13 protein-coding genes are annotated in these 21,994 nt (G+C 56.3%); 8 read left to right on the top strand and 5 right to left on the bottom strand.

Features of this window, described 5'->3' with window-relative positions; all coding sequences use genetic code 11:
- The 8 genes from J0A68_RS03060 (at window position 1) to J0A68_RS03025 (ending at window position 16,793) form a co-directional block, all read left to right on the top strand.
- A complete protein-coding gene (locus J0A68_RS03060; RefSeq protein WP_206576710.1) occupies window positions 1-4,197 on the top strand; it encodes a baseplate wedge protein in 4,197 nt (1,398 codons plus the stop codon).
- Window positions 4,198-4,209: 12 nt separating this feature from the next.
- Window positions 4,210-7,575 (top strand): carboxypeptidase-like regulatory domain-containing protein, encoded by a 3,366-nt coding sequence (locus J0A68_RS03055; RefSeq protein WP_206576709.1) that lies wholly within the window; start codon window positions 4,210-4,212, stop codon window positions 7,573-7,575.
- Complete coding sequence (locus J0A68_RS03050; RefSeq protein WP_206576708.1) at window positions 7,575-9,146, top strand: contractile injection system tape measure protein; 1,572 nt, start codon at window positions 7,575-7,577, stop codon at window positions 9,144-9,146. Before J0A68_RS03055 ends, J0A68_RS03050 begins: the two co-directional genes overlap by 1 nt.
- Window positions 9,140-10,489 carry an ATP-binding protein gene (locus J0A68_RS03045; RefSeq protein ID WP_206576707.1) on the top strand — a complete coding sequence of 450 codons (1,350 nt, stop codon included), beginning with the start codon at window positions 9,140-9,142 and terminating at the stop codon, window positions 10,487-10,489. The genes J0A68_RS03050 and J0A68_RS03045 overlap by 7 nt, the downstream gene beginning before the upstream one ends.
- A gap of 10 nt (window positions 10,490-10,499) precedes the next feature.
- Window positions 10,500-10,685 (top strand): hypothetical protein, encoded by a 186-nt coding sequence (locus tag J0A68_RS03040; protein WP_206576706.1) that lies wholly within the window; start codon window positions 10,500-10,502, stop codon window positions 10,683-10,685.
- Between the two features lie 8 nt (window positions 10,686-10,693).
- Window positions 10,694-14,692: an eCIS core domain-containing protein gene (locus J0A68_RS22990; protein WP_206576705.1), complete on the top strand. Its 3,999-nt coding sequence runs from the start codon at window positions 10,694-10,696 to the stop codon at window positions 14,690-14,692.
- 68 nt (window positions 14,693-14,760) lie between these two features.
- Window positions 14,761-16,395: a S8 family peptidase gene (locus tag J0A68_RS03030; protein ID WP_206576704.1), complete on the top strand. Its 1,635-nt coding sequence runs from the start codon at window positions 14,761-14,763 to the stop codon at window positions 16,393-16,395.
- A gap of 65 nt (window positions 16,396-16,460) precedes the next feature.
- A complete protein-coding gene (locus J0A68_RS03025) occupies window positions 16,461-16,793 on the top strand; it encodes a hypothetical protein (protein WP_206576703.1) in 333 nt (110 codons plus the stop codon).
- Window positions 16,794-16,904: 111 nt separating this feature from the next.
- On the opposite strand, the gene J0A68_RS03020 is transcribed toward J0A68_RS03025, so the two are convergent.
- The 5 genes from J0A68_RS03020 to glyA form a co-directional block, all read right to left on the bottom strand.
- A complete protein-coding gene (locus J0A68_RS03020; RefSeq protein ID WP_206576702.1) occupies window positions 16,905-17,966 on the bottom strand; it encodes an AI-2E family transporter in 1,062 nt (353 codons plus the stop codon).
- A gap of 150 nt (window positions 17,967-18,116) precedes the next feature.
- The gene (locus J0A68_RS03015) at window positions 18,117-19,208 is read right to left on the bottom strand and encodes a serine hydrolase domain-containing protein (RefSeq protein ID WP_206576701.1); all 1,092 of its coding nucleotides are present in this window, start codon (window positions 19,206-19,208) and stop codon (window positions 18,117-18,119) included.
- 97 nt (window positions 19,209-19,305) lie between these two features.
- Complete coding sequence (gene rpiB / locus J0A68_RS03010; protein ID WP_206576700.1) at window positions 19,306-19,743, bottom strand: ribose 5-phosphate isomerase B; 438 nt, start codon at window positions 19,741-19,743, stop codon at window positions 19,306-19,308.
- Between the two features lie 4 nt (window positions 19,744-19,747).
- On the bottom strand, window positions 19,748-20,620 hold the full coding sequence (tatC, locus tag J0A68_RS03005) for a twin-arginine translocase subunit TatC (protein WP_206576699.1): 873 nt from the start codon (window positions 20,618-20,620) through the stop codon (window positions 19,748-19,750).
- A 16-nt stretch (window positions 20,621-20,636) separates the two neighbouring features.
- Window positions 20,637-21,905: a serine hydroxymethyltransferase gene (glyA, locus tag J0A68_RS03000; protein ID WP_206576698.1), complete on the bottom strand. Its 1,269-nt coding sequence runs from the start codon at window positions 21,903-21,905 to the stop codon at window positions 20,637-20,639.
- Window positions 21,906-21,994 lie beyond the last annotated feature (89 nt).

Genomic DNA, 21,994 nt, shown 5'->3' with positions numbered 1-21,994 from the left:
ATGCAGGACACCATCACCATATCGAAAGCAAAACCAGAGCGTCCCGCCATGGATTTTGAGCTGCTCCGCAAAGAGGCCATCGCCTACATCCAGCGGATCTCCGGCAAAATCTGGACGGACTACAACGCGCACGACCCTGGCATCACCATCCTGGAGGTGCTTTGCTATGCGATCACCGACCTGAGCTATCGCGCCAACAAACCCATCCAAGACCTCTTGGCCCTGGATACAGGTTCGCTGGCGGGGCAGTTTTTCAAGGCTTCGCAAATCCTTCCCGGCAAGGCGCTCACCCTGGAAGACTATCGCAAACTGCTGATGGACGTGGAAGTGGTCGAGGAGGGCGGCATCGCCGATTTTGCAGGGGTGAAAAATGCCTGGCTCACCCTGCGGGAAAGCAACGAGATCGCCATTTTCCCAGACAGAAAGGCCAATAAACTGGCCTATCTGCCTTTTCCAAAAACCGAAAAAGCACTGCAGCTGGGCATCCTGTACGACGTGCTGCTGGAGTTTGACACGACCGAGGAGCTGGGCGATCTCAACGAAAACAAGCTCAGCATGGAAATCTCCATCGATGAGCATCCCGATCTGGCTGGCGTGGTGGTGGACGTACAGGTGGAGTTCCCCAGATGGGACGAGGCCATTGACTGGGAGGACAAAAGCGCCATCCGAAAAGCTATTCAGGGCATTTCCATCCAGTTTCAAAACATGCCCTCTGGCTTCGAGCTGACGTTTGAGCTTTCGCCCAGCAACTACATCGAGCTAAGCGGCACAGAGCTCACCCCCAGCGGACTGGAGGAAATCGAAGGAATCGCCGAGCTGAACACCCTGGTCAACGACTTTGTCTTCAACGACCCTGACGGCATCCTGTCCTTTTACCTAGTCAAGATCTCCAAAGTCGCCGAGATCCTGGCGGAGGTCAAGCGAACCCTCCATGCCAACCGCAACCTCTGCGAGGACTTTGTGGAGTTTCACGCGCTGCGGGTGGAGGAGATCTTGGTCTGCGCCGACATCGAGCTCAGCCAGGAAGCTGACGTGGAGCTGACCGAGGCGCGCATCTTATCTGCCATTGGGGATTTTCTCTCCCCCCAAGTCAACTTTTACTCCCTGGACGAGATGCTCCACCGCTGCAAGTCCGGCACCCTACCCATGACGCGCATCCAGCAAAACCCGGCCAAAATCTGGATGGAGCTGGCCCCAGACGCCTTTCCGAAGGCTGGCTCTACCCTGAGCATCATCGGCTCCGGCAACAACGCCGGCACCTACGAAATCCTGGAAATCAAGGTCGCCCCCAAGGAACCCGGCCTGGCGGAGATCCTCGTCTCGCCCAATTTCACCAGCCCCCTGATCCGGGAGGATGACCGGATATATTTCGGCGATTGGGATGCGGAGCAATGCCTGCCCACCGAGGAGATCTTCGAAGGGCCCCTGCTGAAGCATGGCTTCATCGACGAGTCCGAGCTGGCCAAGGCCGACCGCAAGGCCAAGCTCCATGTCTCCGACCTGATCCACCTGATCATGGACATCGAGGGCGTTTTGGCTGTGAAAAGCATCCAAATCGCCAACCTGCCCCAAGACGACCCAGAGGGAAAAATCCCTTCTAAAAGCGTTCGCTGGTGCCTGGACTTGGCCTTTGCGCAAAACTACGTGCCCCGCCTGAACTCCGAGCGGAGCAAGCTCATCTACTACAAGGAGGGGCTGCCCTTCAAAGCCGACCGGGAGGAAGTGGAGGACTTGCTGGAAGAGATCCAAGAGGCTAAGCGTCCCCAAAAAATCCGATATCCCCAGCTGGATTTTGACGAGATCACCGGGGAGTTTACGGACTCGGGCGACTACTATTCTATCCAAAACGACTTCCCGCTGGTGTATGGAGTGGGGGAAGAGGGCATGCTGCCGAGGGGAGAAAGCCGTCCCGAGGCCTACCAGGTGAAGCAGCTGAAGGCCTACCTGCTCGTCTTTGAGCAGTTTTTGGGCAACTACCTCAACCAGCTCTCCCACGTGCGAGACCTTTTCTCCATTTCCTTGGAAAAAGACGCCTTTGGCAACCCGAAGATCACCCAGACCTTTTTCTCCCAAAACCTCGAAACCCTCGTGCCTGACGCATCGGACATCTGGAAAGACCTGGTGGGCTTGCAGGAAATCCTCGATTCCCTGGCAGAGCCCAAGGAAGTCTACCTCGAGCGGAGAAACCAATTCCTAAACCATCTCCTCGCGCGATTTGCCGAGCAGCTGACGGACTACGCCCTGCTGACCGTCCGCATCAGCCCGGACAAAGGCAAGGAGCGCCTCATCGAGGACAAGCTCCAATTCCTGAACCGCTATCCCCAGCTGAGTGCCGAGCGGGGACAGGGTTTTGACTACGCGATCGCGAATGGATTTTACCATATCGACAATCTCTCCGGTCTGGAAAACCGGGTGGCTGGCCTGTACGGCATTCGGCACAAGGAAGCCGATTGGCTGGTTTTCCGCCCGCGGTTTGAGTTTGCCGAGAGCGGGGGAAGCTGGGCGATCACGGTGCTGGACAGCGCAGATCAGCCCCTGTTTGAGATTTTCGAGGCATTTGCAAGTCTGGAAGCGGCAAAATTGGCTTTGGAAAAAATCCTGCTGATCGCCTCAGACCCCAGCAATTGGGGCATTTCGGGCTCGCCCGGAAGCCTGGTGTTGGAGCTGGTCTTCGAAGAAGAAATCCTCGGGGAAAGCGTCAAAAAAGACTTCGCCTCCCTGGCAGCGGGTGGCGACGCTGCACTTGCCTTGGAGGAGATCCAAGGGATTTTCCGACAGGAATTCCTCGACAACCCCCGCGCCAACCGCAAAAACCTCAGCCTGGGCTTGGGCGACTGGTACGAATACAGCATCTCTACCGCGATGGCTCCCGCGCCTCCGAAATACGAAATCGAGTTTGAGTTCTTTGACGCTCCCTTCGGCCTTGGCAGCCCAATTTTGTCCGGCAAAATCGAGCAGGAAGTACCCGATGCCGTTTCCGAGGCAGAGCTTTTGGACTTGGCCGAAGCGCGGATCAAAGAACATATCTGGGAAATGATCGCCGCGGCGTCCCGAGCCAGCGGATACCAAGCCGATCCGGACACGGAGACGCCTTATCAGTTTTCGGTGATTGACCCGATCCGCGGGGGACTGTTGGCAAAAAGCGTGGAAACCAACTTCAACGCAGCGCTTGCCGCCCAGCTGCTGGACGGCACCTGGGGCGACTGCTGGCTGGCGCAAAGCGGCTTTGCCCCGCTGCCCCTTACTTTGGCTACCTCGGTAGCCCAAGGCTCCAAGATCAAGCTTACCGCCGACCAAAATCCCACCAAAGGAGACCTGATCCACTTCGAGCAGTCCTTGGAGATCCTCGACCTCGATGCGGACAGCCATCAGCTGACCGTCGCCGACGACCACTTGGCTGTCCTTTCCAAAGCCTCGGAAATCACGGTCAGCACGGTGCTGAACGGGGAAGATTTTCTCGTTTCCTACCCGATTTTCAAACTGGAACTGGTAGATGGAGACACCGTCATCACCACCCAAACCCGGCCGAGGGAAGACCTGATCGGCGGGGAGATCCTGCTTTCGCGCAGCTTTGAGGTACTTTCCGTCAGCGGGAGCGAGTTTCTGATCGCGGGGGGCGAGGAAGTCAAAGCCATGGAAAAGATGCAAGCCTTCGTCTTGCAGGCCTTTTTCAGCCACGAAGGCAGCCACCTGCTGGAGCACATTCTGCTGCGGCCGAGGCACAGCGGAAAATTCAAATTTGCGGATGAATCAGGTGTGCCAGTCACCGAGCTGCTCGAAGACCGGCTACTCGATCCGCACTTCCAGGAGGAGTGCCAATGCACGCTGGACGATCCCTATACCAGCATCGCGCACGTCTTGCTGCCGTTTTGGCCGGGCAGGTTTATCAACCGGGATTTCCGCAAATTCCTGGAAAACAAGCTAAAAACCGAGGCTCCTTCGCAGGTCTTTCTGACGATCTGCTGGATCAGCCCCGAGCACATGGAGGAGCTGGAGCGCGCCTGGAAGTCCTGGCTGCTCGAATCGCTCACAAACCCACAGCATCCAAAAAAACTATCTACAGCACTTTCCCAGCTGATCGAGGTTTTGGAAAAAGTCCGCAACGTCTATCCCTCCGGCTCCCTGCACGACTGCGCCGAGGACGACAGCCTGGCCAATGCCATCATCCTCAATTTTTCGTCATTGGGAGAATTTTAAACCCACAGTCCTATGAGCCAGATCATTCCATCCTATCCACTCTTCGAAGGCAGCCAGGTCCTCACCAGTGACCAGCTCAACCAGCTGGGCGCCTATCTGGATCAGCAAAACCGGCTCACCCGATCCAAGCTGATCGGCATCGGGATAGTCTGTGGCCTGCAGATCCAGCCCCTGACCGCCGGGCTGAAAGTCACCAAGGGCCTCGGCATCACCTCTGAGGGCTTTTTGATCCAGATCGGCACAGACTTCAATGCCACCCACTACCGCCCCTACAGCCTGCCGGTGGGTGTGAGCTACAAGCCATTCGGATTTCCCGAGCAGGATGCCACGCTCTGGGAGATGCTCTCCGAAAAGCCCGAGGATGATGCAGACGTCAAGAAACTGAACGATCCGGCCAGCTTCCTCAACGAAAAATTCGTCCTGCTTTTCATCGAGATCTTTGACCGGGATCTGAAGTCCTGCCTGGGCAATGCCTGCGACGACAAGGGCAAAGACCGGATCTTTTCCCTGCGAAGGCTGCTGGTGGGCAAGGCTGACCTCGACCTGATCCTCACCCGCTCGTCCAACGTCCCCAACCCTTTTCCCAGCGCTCCCGACCTGAAGCATTTCGCCCTCAGAAAGCCCCTGTTCAAACCCGCAGCCCCCGAGTCCAACCAAATCGGGGCATTCATCAACCACTACCAAAAAACCATCCAAGCGACGGTCGATGCGTCTTTCTGGGAAAACCTAAAAGCGGGCTACAACACTTTCGAGCCGCTTTTGGCCAAAAGCTTTGAGTTCAAAAATCCCTTTGACCAGGCCGCCCTGACTGCCAAAATCACCCAGATCAACCAAAGCCTGAGCGATGCCCCCGCCACGGTGAGGGGCGCGCAGTACCTCTACGACTTCTTCAAGGAGCTTAACCTGGCCTGGGAGGAGTTTCTCGAAAGCGGCCTCGCGCTCTGGTACTCCTGCCCGACCGACCCCTCGCTTTTTCCGCTCCATTTGCTTTTGGGAAAAGCGATGCCTTCCAGCGAGTCGGCTGAGGAATTTTACAAATACCGCCATGGCTTGATCCAGCCGCCGATCTTCAACGGGCAAAGGCTCCAGAAGGAGACGCTCGCCCAGCGCTACCGCAGGCTGGTACTGATGATCGAGACCTTTGAGCTGGACCTTCTGAGAAACCCCAAGCCGGATCAATTCCCTATCAAAATCACCCCCAGCAAGGAAAAATACGGCCGGCTCGGGCAGCGCAGCCTGCCTTACTACTACAGCATCAAGTCCAAAGGCGGCCTGGGCAACTGGTTTTCCCTGGAAAAAAACTGGGCCGATCCCGAGCAGCAGCAGCTTTGGTCCTCGGCTCGGGGAAGCGTGCTGGGCTACGACAACCAGCCCGATACCCCGGTCGCCAATCCGGACTTTCTGCAGTCCCCGCTTTCCTACGACTGGGAGGCCTACCCGTTTTTGAGGATAGAGGGGCATCTGGATCAGGATATCGCAAAAGCAAAGGATGCCATCCTGAAGCTCATCAGCGACTTCAACCTCCCCGTCCACCTGGAAGCGCTTCACCTGGATGCAGCTGGGGTAGCCGAGGACAAAAACTGCGGCTGGAACGACCTGCAAGAGGAATACATGCACCATCGCCTGCTGCTCGTCGGCCTGATCCGTGACCTTCGGGAGATCCTGGATTTCCTTCGAAAGTTCAACGAAGAGCATGGCAGCGAAGAAGAGCTCTTCGACGACGATGCCGAAAAACAGGTGCTCAAGGCATTTGAGCTCTTCGAAAACTGGGTGGAGGCCCTAGCGGAGTGCATGGAGGATCTGGACTGGGACAAGTTTCAGGAGTCTTACAAAAAGATCCTACAGACGCTCCTCGACTTCCTACTGATCCAAATGAAGCTCCTGGACCAGATCGACATCGACGAAAAAGAACAGGATATGCGGCTGGAGCTGTACAACGGACTGATGGCTAGGGTCTCTCCTTTGGTCTACCGCATCCTCGACCTTTTCTATTTCACCAAGATCCAGCGCCTCTACCTCAGCTACCTGCAGCGCAAGGCCAAGCTGCACAATTCCAGGAAGTTTTCGGAGTACCTCATCCAAAATCCAGGCCTGACCCACGAAGCCGGCGTGTACAAAGGGGGCACCTTTATCCTGCTGTACATGCAGAGTTCGGGCAAGGTCATCGGCGACTTCAGCCTGCCGGGCGCGGCCTGTGACTGTCTTTGTCTGGATGCCTGCGAAGGAGAGGACTGGGGACTGCTGCCACCCTTTGCGCGGCCTGACTTTGCGATCACCCTGCAAAACAAGGGCATCCGCATCGAAATCATGGTCAACGACCGCCTGGCCGTGGACAGAAAATACACCGTCAAACCCATACAGGACGGCAGCGAAAAGGGCGGCACCGTCAAGCAGGATGGGGAAAGCCCCGCATTCCTGTACGAACCTCCGAAGGACTTCACCGGTGACGATGCCTTCTCCTACCAGCTGCTGGACGAGGAGAGCGGCCTCTCCGATGTAGGCAGGGTCACGATCTGGGTGAAAGGGCCTAAGCATACCGGCTGCTACACCGTGGAAATTCTGACCTGTTGGGGTGAAAAATTCGTGCGTGCGGCGCTCTCCGCCCGAGATCTTCCCCAGGAAAACAGCCTGGAACAGGCCGTGCAATCCCTCCTCAACAGTCTTCAGGAAACCAAAGGCTTTACGCCGGAGGAGATCGAATTCAGCATCCTGGAAGGAGAAGATGAAAGAACCCAGCTTGTAACTTGCCTGGGGCTACTCCAAGACGGTATGGACTATGACGCACTGGGCCAGGCCATCTTGGACTACCAGGCCGAAAACTGCGGCGCGCAAAATCCGCCTCCACCCCAATGCACCTCCACCAAGGTAGTGGGTACGCTGATGGGGCCTACGGGAGGATCGATCACCGGGGCGAAAATCTCCGTTGAGGGCACCAACATCACCACTACGACGGACGACAAAGGCAATTTCTCCGTCGAATTCCCCAATCCGGGACAGACCCTGATCTTTGAGGCGCCGCGATTCATCCGAACTTCCCGTGCGATCTGCAATGAAACCGTCATCACGGTAGTCATGACTCCGCAGACCCTCGGCGAGGTGGTGGTCCCAGGACTCACCATCGGCATCAACACACTTGCGGACGACGATCTCATCCGCGTAGCCTCCTTCCGAGGCTTGCTTGCCGCGGAGAATCCCACCAAGGACAGAAATGAACTGATCAAACTGGTCGAAAACGACAAGCAGGAGGTGGTGCTCGATACCGAAGAGCTGGGTATGCTGAAAAACGACACGCTCAAAACCATCGCCGACGAGCGGGACCTGAAGTATCGCAGCAATACCACCAAAGCGGCGCTGGTGAAACTGATCGGAGGTAAATAATGGGACGACACCTGATCCATAGCCAAACTCTCGACCTGCGCTACGGCGACGAGCGGCAGGCCAAAGCCGACATGGATCAGTGGGGATCCTGGTATCAGCGGGAGCTGCTGCCGGTGATCGCCAGCGTGCTGGACGAGGTGGAGATCCCCGGGAAAACCATCCGTCTGGAAAGGTTGGAGATAGACCTGGGCCACATCGCCGGCAAGCCCGATCCGGATAGTCTCCGGAGAAAGCTCCGCGAAATGCTCAAAACCCAGATTTTGCGCCAAAGCCCAGAACTGCTACATCCCCGTCCAAAACCCGTCACTGGCCCACAGAAAACGAATGTGACAGCCAGACCAAAACCCAGCCCGGAGCTGGAGCAGCTGATCTTTTTGCTGGAAAAAGGACGCGCAGCCTGGTGGTCGTCAGCCACTGCAAAAACCGGAATCCGTCGCCTGCTCAAAACCCTCTTTTGGGAGGAGAAAAACCCAGCACTTCAGGCCTGGCTGTCCGAGCAGCCGCTTTCGCCACAGGCGGTCCAAAGACTAGTCCATCACCTCGACTATTCCCAGCTCCTGGAATTGGCTAAGTGGGTCTCTCCGAAAGGCGCAAAGGCTTGGGAGCAACTGGACTTCAGTCTGAAAAAAGTATGGGTGCCGTCTTTTTTCTCCTCTCCAGAGCTGGAGAAAAGGCTTGCGCCTGTCCTGGTCGAGGTCTTTTTCGCAAAAGAAGCGGCTGGGCTATCGGCTGTGGGGCTGGAGCTGAGGGCTGTTTTCTTTGCTGCGCAAAAAGCCAAGATCAGCGACGAAAGGATATTCATGCCCTTGCTCGGGCTTTTTCCCGAGGAGAAAATCAAAGGACTAAAGCGGTCGGGAGCATTGGAGGAATTGAGGGAAAAATGGCTTCAAAGCAGTTTTGTGCGCGCCAATTTCGAAGGCGACCCAGAGAAACCCAAAGCCGGGCATCGACGCTTGCCCAGCCAAATCCTCCAACAGCCGGTCGAAAAAAGTCCAGCAAAAGGGACGGCGAAATCCGACCGGCAAGCCCAGGTCCAGGACAGAAAAAAGACACCGCCTGGCCTGGACAAAGACGAAACCGTCCTGATCGCCAATGCCGGCTTGGTGTTGACCGCGCCTTTTTTGCCCTATTTTTTCCGCGGGCTCGGGCTGGTGGACAAAACCGCTTTTGTCTCCACCGCAGCCCAGCATCGGGCCGCCCTGCTGATCCAGGCACTGCTGGACGAAAGCCACGAGTACGAAGAGTCGGACCTTTTGCTCAACAAGATCCTCTGCGGCATAGCTCCCGAGGAAGCCATCCCGGTGGCCTTTGCTGCCTCGGCTCTGGAAAAAGAGGAAATCCCCAACCTGCTCGACGCGATGGCCGCGCAATGGACCGTCCTGAAGTGCACCTCGGGGCAAGCGATGGCCCAGGGCTTTTTCCCCAGAGAGGGAAGTCTAAGGCAAACTGACAAAGGCTACCTGCTCCACATTCCCAGGACCTCGATCGACATCCTGCTCAATCGCCTGCCCTGGACCCTCAGCATCATCAAACTTCCCTGGATGAACGAAACCCTTTTTGTAGAATGGTAAGCAAAGCACACGATAACGCCCAAACCATACAGCTCGAGCTGGACTGGCTGCAGCAGATCCTCAAGGCCCGCTCCGCACTCAACGGCAATCCGGCATCAGGCCCCTCCGACCTGCTCCAAATCCCCGCACCCGAGCTCCAAGGCCTGGATTCCGCCTATTCGGACTTGGTGCGAAAACTGCGCCTCGGGCCGGAAGAGCGCTTCCTGCTCATCTTGGCCGCGGTGCCCCACATCCGACCCCAGCTGCTGGACATGTTCATGAGCCGCAACCAGCTCACCCAGCAGATTTACACCGAGTTTGGGGGGAGAAAGGGGAAAAGCCACAACGGCTTCATCCCCACAGGCGAAACCGTGCTCTTCATACTTGCCGGAAACGACCTGAAAAAGCGCTTCCAGTACCAGAACCTCCTCGACTCCACGGGGGTCTTGTTTCGCGAAAACCTACTCAGGCTGGGCGAAGTAGAGCCGGAAGAGTCTTTCCTCAACGGTACGCTGACCATCTCACGGGAAGTCCTGGACCAGATCACCACGGGCAAAGTCCAAAAACCCGCCTTCAACTCCGAATTTCCCGCACAGCGCCTCCAGACTCCCCTGAGCTGGGAGGACCTGGTGCTGCCCGAGGAAACATGGATGCAGCTGCGGGAGCTGGAGGTCTGGCTGAAGCACAAGGACTTTCTGATGAAAGAATGGAAGATGTCCCGAATCCTGAAGCCCGGCTACAAGGCCTTGTTTTTTGGCCCTCCAGGAACCGGCAAGACCCTGACCGCCGCCCTCCTCGGAAAAAAAATGGGCGTGGACGTGTACCGCATAGACCTGTCCAGACTGGTGTCCAAGTACATCGGCGAGACGGAAAAAAACCTCTCCAAGGTCTTTGACCGGGCGGAGCGTCAGGGCTGGATTCTGTTTTTTGACGAAGCGGACGCACTATTTGGGAAGCGGACTTCCGTGAGCGACGCCCACGACCGCTACGCCAACCAGGAGGTCTCCTACCTGCTCCAGCGCATCGAGGACTACGACGGCCTGGTGATCCTCGCCACCAATTTGAAAAACAACTTGGACGATGCCTTTATGCGCCGATTCCAGGCGAGCATCTTTTTCCCCATGCCCCAGTCAGAAGAGCGCCTGATTCTCTGGGAGAAGGGTTTTCCGGAACAGGCCAAGCTCGAACCCAAAATAGACCTGCCAACCATCGCTGCCTCCCACGAGCTCAGCGGGGGCGGCATCGTCAACGTGATCCAGCACAGCCTGCTGATGGCTTTGGAAAATGAGGACAAGGTCATCCGGCTCGAAGATATCCGGGAGGGAATCCGACGGGAGTACCAGAAAGTAGGCAGAACCATCTAACAGCGCAGCCATGAAGAAGAAAGTCAGAAAAAAGCCCGAACAGGAGGAAGAAACCGAACCCGTCGTAGTGGTGGTGGACAAGGAGAAAGCCGCCGATTCGAAGAAAAAGGAGGAAAAAATGAGCCCTGTGGAACAGGAACGCCACGGCATGAAGACCCTGGAGCCTGGTGAAGTCATGAGTCCGATCAAAGCCTAGACCGAAGTATGGGAGCCGCAGCAGAAAAGATCGCCCCGCCCAAAGCCCGGATGCCCCGGCCAGGGACAGCTGTGGTCCAGCCTGCGCTCAAAGTCGGCAAGCCAAACGACAAATACGAAAAAGAAGCCGAGTCTGTCGCCGACCGGGTGATGATGTCCCCAGCCCCGGCGGTGCCCCTGATGCAGGCGAGTGCCGGAGGGCTACAAATGCTGCCCGCAGAAGAGGAGGAAATCCAGATGCACCCCCTGTCGGAGGGGATTTCCATGATCCAAAGGAGCGAGGAGGAAGAAGAACAACTCCAGCTCAGCGTGGATGAAGAAGCCTCCGAAGTACAGCTTTTTGCGGAGCCAAACCCAAGGCTGCAGCGGAGCGAGGAAGAGGAGGAAGTACAGCTCAGCACCGAAACAGGGGGTTCACTTCAGCTGTTTGGGGAAAATGGAGGAGCCGTATCCCCCCAGCTTTCCACCCAAATCCAGCAGAGCAGCGGCTCGGGGACGGCTTTGCCTCCTCCCGTGCAGCAGGACATGGGACATCGGATAGGAGCGGACTTTTCGGGTGTGAAGGTACATACCGGGCCCCAAGCAGCGTCCATGAGCTCCGCGCTGGGCGCACAGGCTTTCACCCATGGCAGCGACATCTACTTCAACGAGGGAAAGTACCAGCCCGAAACCGCCGAGGGCAAGCATCTCCTGGCCCATGAGCTGACCCACACCGTGCAGCAGGGCGCAGGGGTGAAGCGCTCCCCCGATCCGCAGATCTCCTCCGCCCAGCCCCAAGTCCAGCGCCTTCCCTGGGCGATACGCGAAGGACTGGCGGAGTTTGCCAGCTACATCCCCGGATACAGCCTGCTCTGCGTGATCATCGGCTACAATCCCCTCCTGGGCGAGGCCGTCGAGCGCAACGCCACCAATCTCATCGGCGGGCTTCTCGGCCTGATTCCGGTCTTTGGCACCCTGCTCTTCAACAAGCTCAACGAGCTGGGCATCATCGAATCCGCACTGACTTGGGTGGAGTCGGAGATGGCCGCGCTGAATCTCTCCACCCAACGCTTGGAGAGCACCCTGGAGCAGGCTTGGGATGAGGTGAGTCTGCTGTCGGGCTGGGACGCAAATATGGCCGTATTGGACCGGACCTTTGGACAGCTGTACCGGGATGTGGTCACCTTTGCCGGAAGGGTGAAGGACAAGGTCTTTGAGCTGATCAAGGAGGCGCTGATGACCGCCCTGAAAGCGCTGGCGGATGCCTTTCCCGGCTACCCGCTCCTGACCAAGCTGCTCGGCCATGATCCACTGACGGGCGAGGAAGTCGTCTCCACCACGGCGGAAAAAATCGAAGCTTTCCTCCTGCTGATCGGCAAGGAGCAGGAGCTGGAGCGCATGCAGGCGGAGGGCACCATCCAAGAGACCGCTGACTGGATTGATGGGGAGCTGGCGGCCCTAAACTTCAGCTTTGCGGAAGTCCGTGGCTTGTTTGAGGAGGCCTGGAATGCCTTCTCCCTGGAAGACCTGAGAAACCCCGTCGCGGCCTTTCAGAGGACAGTGGCCATTTTCACCCCCTTCACCACCCGAGTCTTCACCTTCGCGGCCAATGTGGCGATCAAGGTCTTGGAATTCATCAAAAACGCCCTTTTGGCGCAGCTATCGGCCTACGCCAGGGAGCAGCAGGGATTCCATCTGGTGACGGTGATCCTAGGCAAAGACCCCTTCACCGGAGAGGAAGTACCACGCAGCACGGAAAACATCATCCGGGGCTTCATGGGGCTCCTGCCCGGCGGAGAGGAGCAGTTTCAGCAGATGAAGGAGACCGGGGCCATCGAGCAGACCGTGGCAAGGATAGACGCGGCCGTGGCTACGCTGAATTTCACCTGGGCCTTTATCACGGGATTGTTCCTCGACCTCTGGAACAGCTTCAGCATCGCCGATGTGTTTCATCCCCTGGATGCCTTTGTGAGGATAGTGCAGACCTTGGCCGAGCCCATACAGCGGCTTTTCGCTTTCGTAGTCACCATCGTCCGAATCATCGTGGAGGTGCTGCTGGTGGTGATGAATTTCCCTATCGACACGGTAAACCAGATCATCGCCAACGCCCGCTCGGCCTTCGAGGACATCAAGCGCGACCCCATCGGCTTCCTCAAAAACCTGCTTTCGGCAGTCAAGCAGGGGTTTGTCCAGTTTTTTGACAACATCGTCACCCACCTCCTGGGAGGCCTGCGGGACTGGCTCTTTGGAGAGCTCGCCTCTGCGGGCATCAGTCCTCCGGCAGATCTGAGCTTCCAATCCATACTCGGATTCGTCCTCGATGTGCTTGGATTGACCATTGACAACGTGTGGGAAAGGCTGGCCCTCAAGATCGGCCCCGAGCGGGTGGCGCAGATCCGTGCGGCGATCGACACGCTTTCCGGCATCTGGACCTTCATCAAGGACGTGTGGGAGCGGGGCCCCATCGCCATCTGGGAGTATGTGCAGGAGCAGCTGAGCAACCTCTGGACAATGGTGCTGGAGCAGGTGCAAAACTGGATCATGACCCGCATCGTGCAGCAGGTGACCGTGAAACTCCTTTCCATGCTCGATCCCACTGGCATCATGGCCGTGGTCAACAGCTTCATAGCCTTCTACCGTGCGGTGCAGTCTTTTATAGAAAAGCTGCGCGAGATGCTGGAAATCGTCAATTCCTTCGTCGCTGGCGTGGCCAACATCGCCCGGGGAAGCATCGCCGATGCGGCCAACTTCCTGGAGGCAGCCCTGGCGCGGGCCGTGCCAGTGGCTATCGGATTCTTGGCAAACCAAGTGGGGCTGCGGGGCCTGGGCACGCGCATCGCTGAGATGATCGGGGGATTGAGGGAAAAAGTAAACGCCGCCATAGACTGGCTGATCGACAAAGCGATGGCCGTGGGCGGAGCGATACTCAATGCCGGACGCAGCGCGGTCAATACCGTGATGGGATGGCTGGGATTCAGAAAGCCTTTCACCCTTCCCAACGGCGAGAGACACGAGGCCTATTTCGAAGACTCCAGCCCTCAAGCCAAGCTCATCATCGCCAGCGGAGATCCCAAAACCATCAACCAGATCATCACCGCCAAGTCTTGGAACGGAAAAGACATTCCCGACGACAAGGTCGCCGAGCTGCAGACCTCCGCGTCCAAGATCGACGCAAACCGTGAAGGACAGGGAGTGGAAAAAGGCCAGATCATCATGGAGGAGTTTGAAAAGATCGTGGCCATCCTCAACGCCATCGGAGGCCCACCCATCCCCAGTACCACCATCACCCGACAGGACAAAGTCACCGGCGCGGGCATGGAAATGGGGAAACACCTCGTCGTCTCTCCCCTGAGTCTAGACCCCGGAGGGCTGGCGGGAAGCCAACCCACCTACACCACCGGGCTGGGCGCACTTCTGAAGCTCAACTATCCCGACTACATCGTGGAGGGGCACCTGCTCAACCACAAGCTCCACGGGCCCGGCAACGTCTCCTGGAACCTTACCCCCATTGCGAAGCAAACCAACTCCGACATGAACGCCAAGTTTGAGCGCTTCGCAAAGCAGCACATTCTCGACGGGGGAAAAGTGGTCAAATACGAAGTGGAAGTGGAATATGGAAAAAACCTGGACGCCGGCATCTACTCCGACCCCGATGCCTACGTGGCGGAAAACCTCAATTTTTCCCTGACAGAGCTGGAGTACAAAGACAACAAATGGGACACCGCCACCTCTCAGCCCAGCAACTGGGACATTCCAGCCTCTCTGCCCCACGCAAAAACCTCCATTCCGGGATTCGGTACCGGCAGGCTAAACTTCATGGTCAACCTCAATACAGCCGACGTCAGGGCTATCCAACGGATCAAAGGGGTAGGGCCGACCAAAGCCCAAGCCATCATCGACTACAGGGAGGACAAAAAATCGGAAAAAGGAACGCAGATCGGCAGCTACGCCGAGCTGGAGGCAGCTCCCGGCGTGGGACCTTCCACGGTCGAGCTGCTGAAAGCGGAGCCCATGGTCCGGATCAGGTGAGAAGCACTTCACCATTTTTAACAGGGATTAATGGCTTCTTGTATTAATTTGATCGTTATTTTGGCTCTATGAATAAATCCCTTTTCAATTCGCTGGCAAGTCTGAGTCTCGGACTGCTGGTCATGGGTTGCAGCTCCTCCGCTGTGATTACCGCTCCCCCGATCTCCTACGGCAATACTTCCCCGAGAGTCTCGGAGCTCTCCGACTCCCAGGCAATGCACTGGGGCCATCTGGATTTGGCCAAAGACACCGTGCCCGGCATGAGCGTGGATCGTGCCTACGAGGAGCTTTTGAAAAAGAAAAAAGGCCAGCCCGTGATCGTCGCGGTGGTAGACTCGGGCATCGACCTGGACCATGAGGACATCAAAGACGTCCTCTGGGTCAACAAAGGCGAGACTCCCGGCGATGGCATCGACAACGACGGCAACGGCTACGTGGACGATGTGCACGGCTACAATTTCCTCGGCGAATCCTACCACGAGCAGATGGAACTGGCCCGGATCATTCGCCTGAAGCTGGGCGATGAAGCCCTTCAAACCGAAGCCCAGGCAGCTTTGCAAGAGGAGCTCCCCGAAGCCAAGGAAACCCTCCCCCAGCTGGAGCAGATCGAGCAGTTTGTGAAAATGGCCCACGAAAACATCCAAAAAGAGCTGGGAAAAGAATACTACTCCCTGGCAGATCTGGAGAAATATCAGCCAAAATCCCCGCAGCAGGAGCAGTTTGTGGGTCTACTGAAGCAGGTCATGGGCATGGGCCAGGATATACCCACGGCCCTCAAAGACCTCAACGACGGCATCACTTATTACAAAGGCCAGTTGGAATACCACCTCAATGTCAACTTTGACGGCCGAACCGCTGTCGGAGACGACCCCTATGACTACAGCGACCAAAAGTACGGCAACGGCAATCCTGATATCCGTGACCCGGAGGAAAGCCACGGCACACACGTGGCAGGCATCATCGCTGCCGCCCGTGGCAACAAGAAAGGCGTAGATGGGGTGGCCAAAAACGTCTCTATCATGAGCGTCCGCACCGTGCCTGACGGAGATGAATACGACAAAGACGTCGCCCTGGCCATCCGCTATGCGGTGGACAACGGCGCCAAGGTCATCAACGCCAGCTTTGGTAAAGCTTTCTCTCCAAACGCAGAATGGGTTTACGAGGCCTTGGAATACGCCGCCTCCAAAGACGTGCTCTTTGTGCAGGCAGCCGGCAACGACGGGAAGGACCTCGACGATCCGGAAAACAAGAATTTCCCAAATGACAACAAGCTAAACACGGTGCCGGAATTTGTCGACAATGTCATCACCATCGGGGCACTCACCTCAAACTTCGACTCCGGCATGATCGCTTCTTTTTCCAACTATGGAAAGAAAAACGTGGACATCTTCGCACCAGGGGACAAAATCTACTCCACCATGCCCAATGACGGCTACGAGTTTCAGGGAGGCACGTCCATGGCGGCTCCGGCGGTGGCGGGTATCGCTGCGATGATCCGATCTTACTATCCCGAGCTTTCCGCGGCACAGGTGAAGCAGATCATCATGCAGTCCGGCATCGCCCCACAGATCAAGGTAAACGTGGGCGGAATAGAAGGCGATGAAAAAGCCCTTTCCGAAATCTCCAAGACCGGAAAAATCGCCAACCTCTACAATGCGATCATCTTGGCAGACCAGGTAGCCAAAGGCCGTGTAAGCCTCTAAATCAGGAAAAAACGGGCAACTATCCGATCAAGGTCTTAACTTGTCCACGTCAAAAACCTTCCGCTATGAAAAAGATCCTCCTCCCCGCACTGCTGATGGGCCTATTGTTTTCGCTCGACGGCTGCTCCATCGAGACCACCAAAAAGAAGGATGGCATCAAGATCGAGATTACCACCAGCGATGACCTGATCATCAACGGGGAAAAGATCAACGACAAAAAGCTGGACAGGGAGATCAAAAGACTGATCCGGGATTTGGAAAAAGAAGGCCTGAGCAAGGATGAGATCAGAAAGTCCATCAGCGAGGGAAAGAGCTCCGTGAGCGAGGCCCTCGAGGAACTGAAGCAGGAACTCGAGGAACTCAAGTCCCATTCCAAGCAACGTAAGGAACTGAACTAAGACAAAAGCCAGGATGTTCGTCCTGGCTTTTGTCTTGTATAGCCTTTGGCAGGCTCAGCCGATCCGGCCGCCCATGGGCTTTCGGCAAGAAAAAGGCTGGCCGACGCTTTTCTACTTGGTGGAGTTTAGCCAGGCAGCGCCAAACTTGTATCCTACCGTCAGCACAATTGCACCGGTAAACAAGCCGATAAAACCAGAGTAGAGAAAGCCCCCAATTGCCCCCAGAAAGACCACCAGCATTGGCACGGAGGCCCCTTTTCCCAAGAAGATCGGCTTCAGCACATTGTCGATGAGGCCCACGAGCAGCATCCAGATGGTCAGCGCGACGGCAATGGCTCCGCCGTCCGTACTCCAGATGTAGATGATCACCCCGATGGAGATGGGAAGGATACCGATCTGTATGATCGCTAGGATGAGGGAAAGAATGATCCAAAGCCCCGCAAAGGGGATTCCCGCTACGACCAGGCCTATGCCGACCAGCGTAGTCTGGATCGCCGCTACCCCGAGGATGCCCTTCACCACGTTTTGGACGGTCTGCTTGGCCACTCCGGCCAGCTGCTCGCCCTCTCGACCGCCGAGCTTTCCAAACAGCCGTCTGGCAAAGTGGCTCTCTTCCTTTTCGTAAGCCAGCATCACCCCGCTGATGATGATCGACAGCATCAGCAGGAGAATGCCGGAGGCCGTATTTCTCAAAAGGCCCACCAGCCGCAGCAGGATAGGCTTCAGCTGTTCGGAGTGCTCCTGCAGGGTCAGGGTAAGATTGCTGGAGGCATGCGCCCAAAAATCAAACAGTCGCTCGCCCACCAGCGGCCAATCCTTGATTTTTTCATTGGGAGAGGGAATCTCCAGCTCATGGTCCCGGACATTTTGAAACAGCTCCTTGAGCTCCCCAGCTCCCGCGATGATAAAAAACACCGCCGGCACGATCATCACCATGAGCGCCGCCACGGTGATGGCCGTCGCCGAGAGCCCGTTTTTCCATCCGTATTTTCCAGTGAGCTTTTCATGGATGGGGAAAAAAGAGGAGGCAAAGACCGCCGCCCAAATCAGCGGGATCAGAAAGGGCTCCAGGATATTAAAACACCAAACCAACAAAACGGCCAAGGCCAACAACTGCAAAGCGTAGTGGATTACTTGGTTGGAGGCGGGGGCAGGACTGGGATTTGGATTCATGGGTGTGTGGGTTGCTCCGCAAAATTTACGGCATAATTCCTAGCTATGCATTGGCTAAAACCCTGATAAAAGTCAGGAAAAGCCATGCCGCCCTATTCCCATGCAGCCCACTATTTCCCTGAAAAAAGGACTGTTCAATGCAGCCTAGCCTCAATATTCCAAGGCAAGTTCCGCCATCAGCCGGACAAGCGCGGTGGGAGAATTGCAGTCACAGTTGCTCAACCCAACCACGTAGATGTCCGCCTCCGGAAGGTAAACCCCCATGGACTTGAAGCCAAAGATACTTCCTCCATGCTCGTAGCTCAGCTGCTTCCCGACTTTCGAAATATGCCAGCCGTAGCCATAGTCGATGTTTTCCCCGGTATCCAGCGCGTAGTTTTGAAAAAGCTTGGCCCTGCCCTCGGCCGAAATCAGCTGGTCGCTGTGCAGCGCCCCATTCCACCGCAGCATGTCGTCGACCGTGGACATCAGCGATCCCGAGGCATAGGGAAGACTGGTACTGACGAAGGTTTTGTTGACATACTCTTCCTTTTGATGATAGCCATAGGCCCGGTGGGGAATGAGCTCTGAATGGCTGGCGTATCGGGACGCGTGCATCCCCAGCTTTTGGAAAATATGGGTCTGGACAAAATCCGCATAGCTCTGGCCGGAAACCTGCTCGATAAGGTAGCCGAGGATCACATAGCCAGAATTGTTGTATTTGAATTGCGCTCCCGGATCAAAATCCATGGGCTCGTCCTTGAAAAAATCAAGCAGCTCGCTCGATGAGAGATCCTGCCGCTCGATTGTCCGAAGCGACTTCATGCTGGTAAAGCTTTTGATGCCCGAGGTATGCGTGAGCAGGTGATGGACCGTGATGGTTTTGCCCTGCACGGGATAATCGGGAATGTACTTGGTGATGGACTCATCCAGGCTGAGCTTTCCCTGCTCCTCCAGCAGCAGCACGGCCATGGCGGTAAACTGCTTGGTCATCGAGCCGATTTCAAAGACCATCTCCGTATCCATCGGGACTTGAAGTTCCAAGTTGGCCATGCCGAAGGCTTTCCGGTATACTGGCTCCCCGGCTTTGGCCACCAAAAACACAGCGCCCGGCCCCTCGTCTGTGAAGGTGCCTTCCAATAGCGAATCCAGTCGGTTCTCCAGCGATTGGGGAAAGGCAGCTTGGGAAAAGAGTAGGGTCAGGAAGATCGCTACCAGCAAGGCAGCTCTGTGGGAATGGGGCAAGTTCATGTTGCGAAGCATATTCCCCTAGGATGCCCCACTTCCCAAAAAGGTTACAGCGGGATCAGTTAGCAAAAAAAAAGCCCCGGAAAACTCCGAGGCTTTGGATGTGTAGCTTTTAGCTGCAAGCTATCTTGTTGACCCGATTTTGGTGTCTTCCCCCTTCAAAGTCTGTGGTCAGGAAGATCTCGGTGAGTCGCTCCGCTGCCTCATAGGAGATGAAGCGGGCGGGAAGGGCGATGACGTTGGCGTTGTTGTGCTGGCGGGCCAGCGCTGCCAAGTCCTCGTTCCAGCACAGCGCCGCACGGATGCCTTGGTGTTTGTTTGCCGTGATGGCTACCCCGTTGCCGCTGCCGCAGATCACGATACCCAGCTCGTACTCGCCAGCTTCGATGGCGCTGCACAGCGGATGGACGTAGTCCGGATAGTCAACGGAAGCCGTGGAAAAAGGACCGAAATCCTTTACCTCATAGCCAAGGCCCGCGAGTTTCTCGATCAGCTTGCCTTTGTATTCAAACCCGGCGTGATCTCCGCCGATTGCGATTTTCTTTGCCATAGTCTCAGTCTTCAAATTCTGCCCTTCTTTGGTCTTCTTTCTCTTCCTCGGCCCGCTTCAGCGCACGCTTCTTTTCCAGTCGCTTGGCGATGCCGATCCCCACTTCATACAGCACTAAGATAGGCATTGCGATCAACAACTGGCTGATCACATCCGGCGGAGTGATGATGGCAGAGAGTACCAAAATCACCACCACGGAGTGCCTTCTGTAGTCCTTCAGCATCTTGGAGGTCACCAGACCAGACATGGACAGAAAGTACACGACCACCGGCAGCTGGAACATGATCGCAGAGGCGAGCACCAGCATGGTCAGCGTGGTCACATAGGAGGTGATGTCAAACTCGTTGAGGATCGAGGGATCCAGCTGGTAGTTTGCCAGGAAGTTGATCGACAGTGGAGACAGCACATAGTAGCCAAACGCCGCTCCCAAAAGAAACAGCAAGCTCACGAATGCCACGGCGCCTTGGGCGGCATTTTTCTCCTTGTCATACAGCCCCGGGCTGATGAATCTCCAGATTTCCCAGAAAACGTAAGGGAAAGCCGCGATGAAGCCCACCACGATACTGGAGGTCATGTGCATGGTAAACTGCCCGGTCATCTGCCGGCTCTGGATCGTAAAGGGCAGCTCGTCGATGCAGAGGGCGGATATCCCCATCGAGTTACCCAGCTTGCACAGCATGCGGTAAGTGAAGAAGTCCACCTTGGACGGGCCGAGAATGATCTCGCCGAATACGATACTTTTAGCCAGGAAGGCGATGACGGACAGGATCAGGATCGCCGCAATGGATCGGAGCAAGTGGAAGCGCAAGGCCTCCAAATGGTCCAAAAACGACATTCCCTCTTCTTCTTCCTCGTCTTGATATTGGTCTAGGGCCACTTTGGGAAATCAGTAATTAGTACAAAGGAAATTGAACCATCCATTCGTTGACCTCGGCCTTGATCTTGGCGAGCTCAGCCTCGTCGGAATGGTGCGTCAGGGCGCGGTCGATCAGGGCGACGATCTTTTTCATATCATCTTCCTTCAGACCACGGGTGGTGACGGCTGCGGTACCCACGCGCATACCGGAAGTCACAAAAGGCGACTTGGTATCGAAAGGCACCATGTTTTTGTTGATGGTGATGTCCACTTTTCCGAGGGTTTCTTCGGCAAGCTTTCCGGTCAGCTCTTTGTTTCTCAGGTCGATCAGCATCAGGTGGTTGTCAGTGCCTCCAGAGATAATCTGGTATCCACGACTTACGAACTCTTCTGCCATTATGGATGCATTCTTTTTCACCTGAAGCACATATTCCATGTATTCGTCGGAGAGGGCTTCTTCGAAAGCTACTGCCTTAGCGGCGATGATGTGCTCCAAAGGTCCACCTTGGGTGCCTGGGAATACGCCCATATCGAGCAGGGAGGACATTTTTCTGACCTCGCCTTTTGGAGTGGTCAAGCCCCAAGGGTTGTCAAAGTCTTCTCTCATCACGATCAAGCCACCTCTTGGACCTCTCAAGGTCTTGTGCGTGGTGGTGGTCACGATATGGCAATGCTCCAGCGGATCGTTCAGCAATCCTCGGGCAATCAGTCCGGATGGGTGGGAAATGTCGGCCAACAAGATTGCGCCTACTTCGTCGGCGATCTCTCTCAGTCTTTCGTAGTCCCAGTCTCTGGAGTAGGCAGAGGCTCCGCAGATGATCATCTTGGGCTTCACTTCCAACGCTTTCTCTTCCACCTTGTCGTAGTCGATCATGCCAGTCTCCTCTTCCACGCCGTAGAAATGCGGCTGGTAAAGCTTACCGGAGAAGTTTACCGGAGACCCGTGGGTGAGGTGTCCACCGTGGGAAAGGTCAAAACCCAGGATGGGGTCGCCGGCCTTCAGGCAAGCCAGCATCACCGCGGCATTGGCCTGCGCACCGGAGTGCGGCTGCACGTTGGCCCAAGTGGCGCCAAAAAGCTCCTTGGCACGATCGATGGCGATTTGCTCGATATCGTCCACCACCTCGCAGCCTCCGTAATAGCGCTTGCCGGGGAGACCCTCAGCGTATTTGTTGGTCAGGACGCTGCCTGCAGCCTCCATCACTTGCTTGCTAGTGAAGTTTTCGGAAGCGATCAGCTCGATGCCTCTCTTTTGTCTGTCTTCTTCTTTGGCGATTAGGTCGAAAACAAGCGAATCTCTTTTCATGATCAGGGGTTTGAAAGCAAAGAAATATTCCCGGAGCAATTCCGGCCGTTTTGAAAACGAGCCCAAAAATAGCCTTAAAGTCCTTATTA

It is taken from the genome of Algoriphagus oliviformis (genome assembly GCF_017254915.1).
Lineage (GTDB): Bacteria > Bacteroidota > Bacteroidia > Cytophagales > Cyclobacteriaceae > Algoriphagus > Algoriphagus oliviformis.
Note: the sequence above shows the minus strand (reverse complement) of the source record. Positions and strands in the feature narration are given on the sequence as shown.

Coding starts and splice junctions, on each gene's coding strand:
- J0A68_RS03030 (WP_206576704.1), top strand. CDS start 14,761: ATGAATAAATCCCTTTTCAATTCGCTGGCAAGTCTGAGTCTCGGACTG.
- J0A68_RS03015 (WP_206576701.1), bottom strand. CDS start 19,208: ATGCTTCGCAACATGAACTTGCCCCATTCCCACAGAGCTGCCTTGCTG.
- J0A68_RS03025 (WP_206576703.1), top strand. CDS start 16,461: ATGAAAAAGATCCTCCTCCCCGCACTGCTGATGGGCCTATTGTTTTCG.
- J0A68_RS03040 (WP_206576706.1), top strand. CDS start 10,500: ATGAAGAAGAAAGTCAGAAAAAAGCCCGAACAGGAGGAAGAAACCGAA.
- J0A68_RS22990 (WP_206576705.1), top strand. CDS start 10,694: ATGGGAGCCGCAGCAGAAAAGATCGCCCCGCCCAAAGCCCGGATGCCC.
- J0A68_RS03050 (WP_206576708.1), top strand. CDS start 7,575: ATGGGACGACACCTGATCCATAGCCAAACTCTCGACCTGCGCTACGGC.
- J0A68_RS03045 (WP_206576707.1), top strand. CDS start 9,140: ATGGTAAGCAAAGCACACGATAACGCCCAAACCATACAGCTCGAGCTG.
- rpiB (WP_206576700.1), bottom strand. CDS start 19,743: ATGGCAAAGAAAATCGCAATCGGCGGAGATCACGCCGGGTTTGAATAC.
- J0A68_RS03020 (WP_206576702.1), bottom strand. CDS start 17,966: ATGAATCCAAATCCCAGTCCTGCCCCCGCCTCCAACCAAGTAATCCAC.
- glyA (WP_206576698.1), bottom strand. CDS start 21,905: ATGAAAAGAGATTCGCTTGTTTTCGACCTAATCGCCAAAGAAGAAGAC.
- J0A68_RS03055 (WP_206576709.1), top strand. CDS start 4,210: ATGAGCCAGATCATTCCATCCTATCCACTCTTCGAAGGCAGCCAGGTC.
- J0A68_RS03060 (WP_206576710.1), top strand. CDS start 1: ATGCAGGACACCATCACCATATCGAAAGCAAAACCAGAGCGTCCCGCC.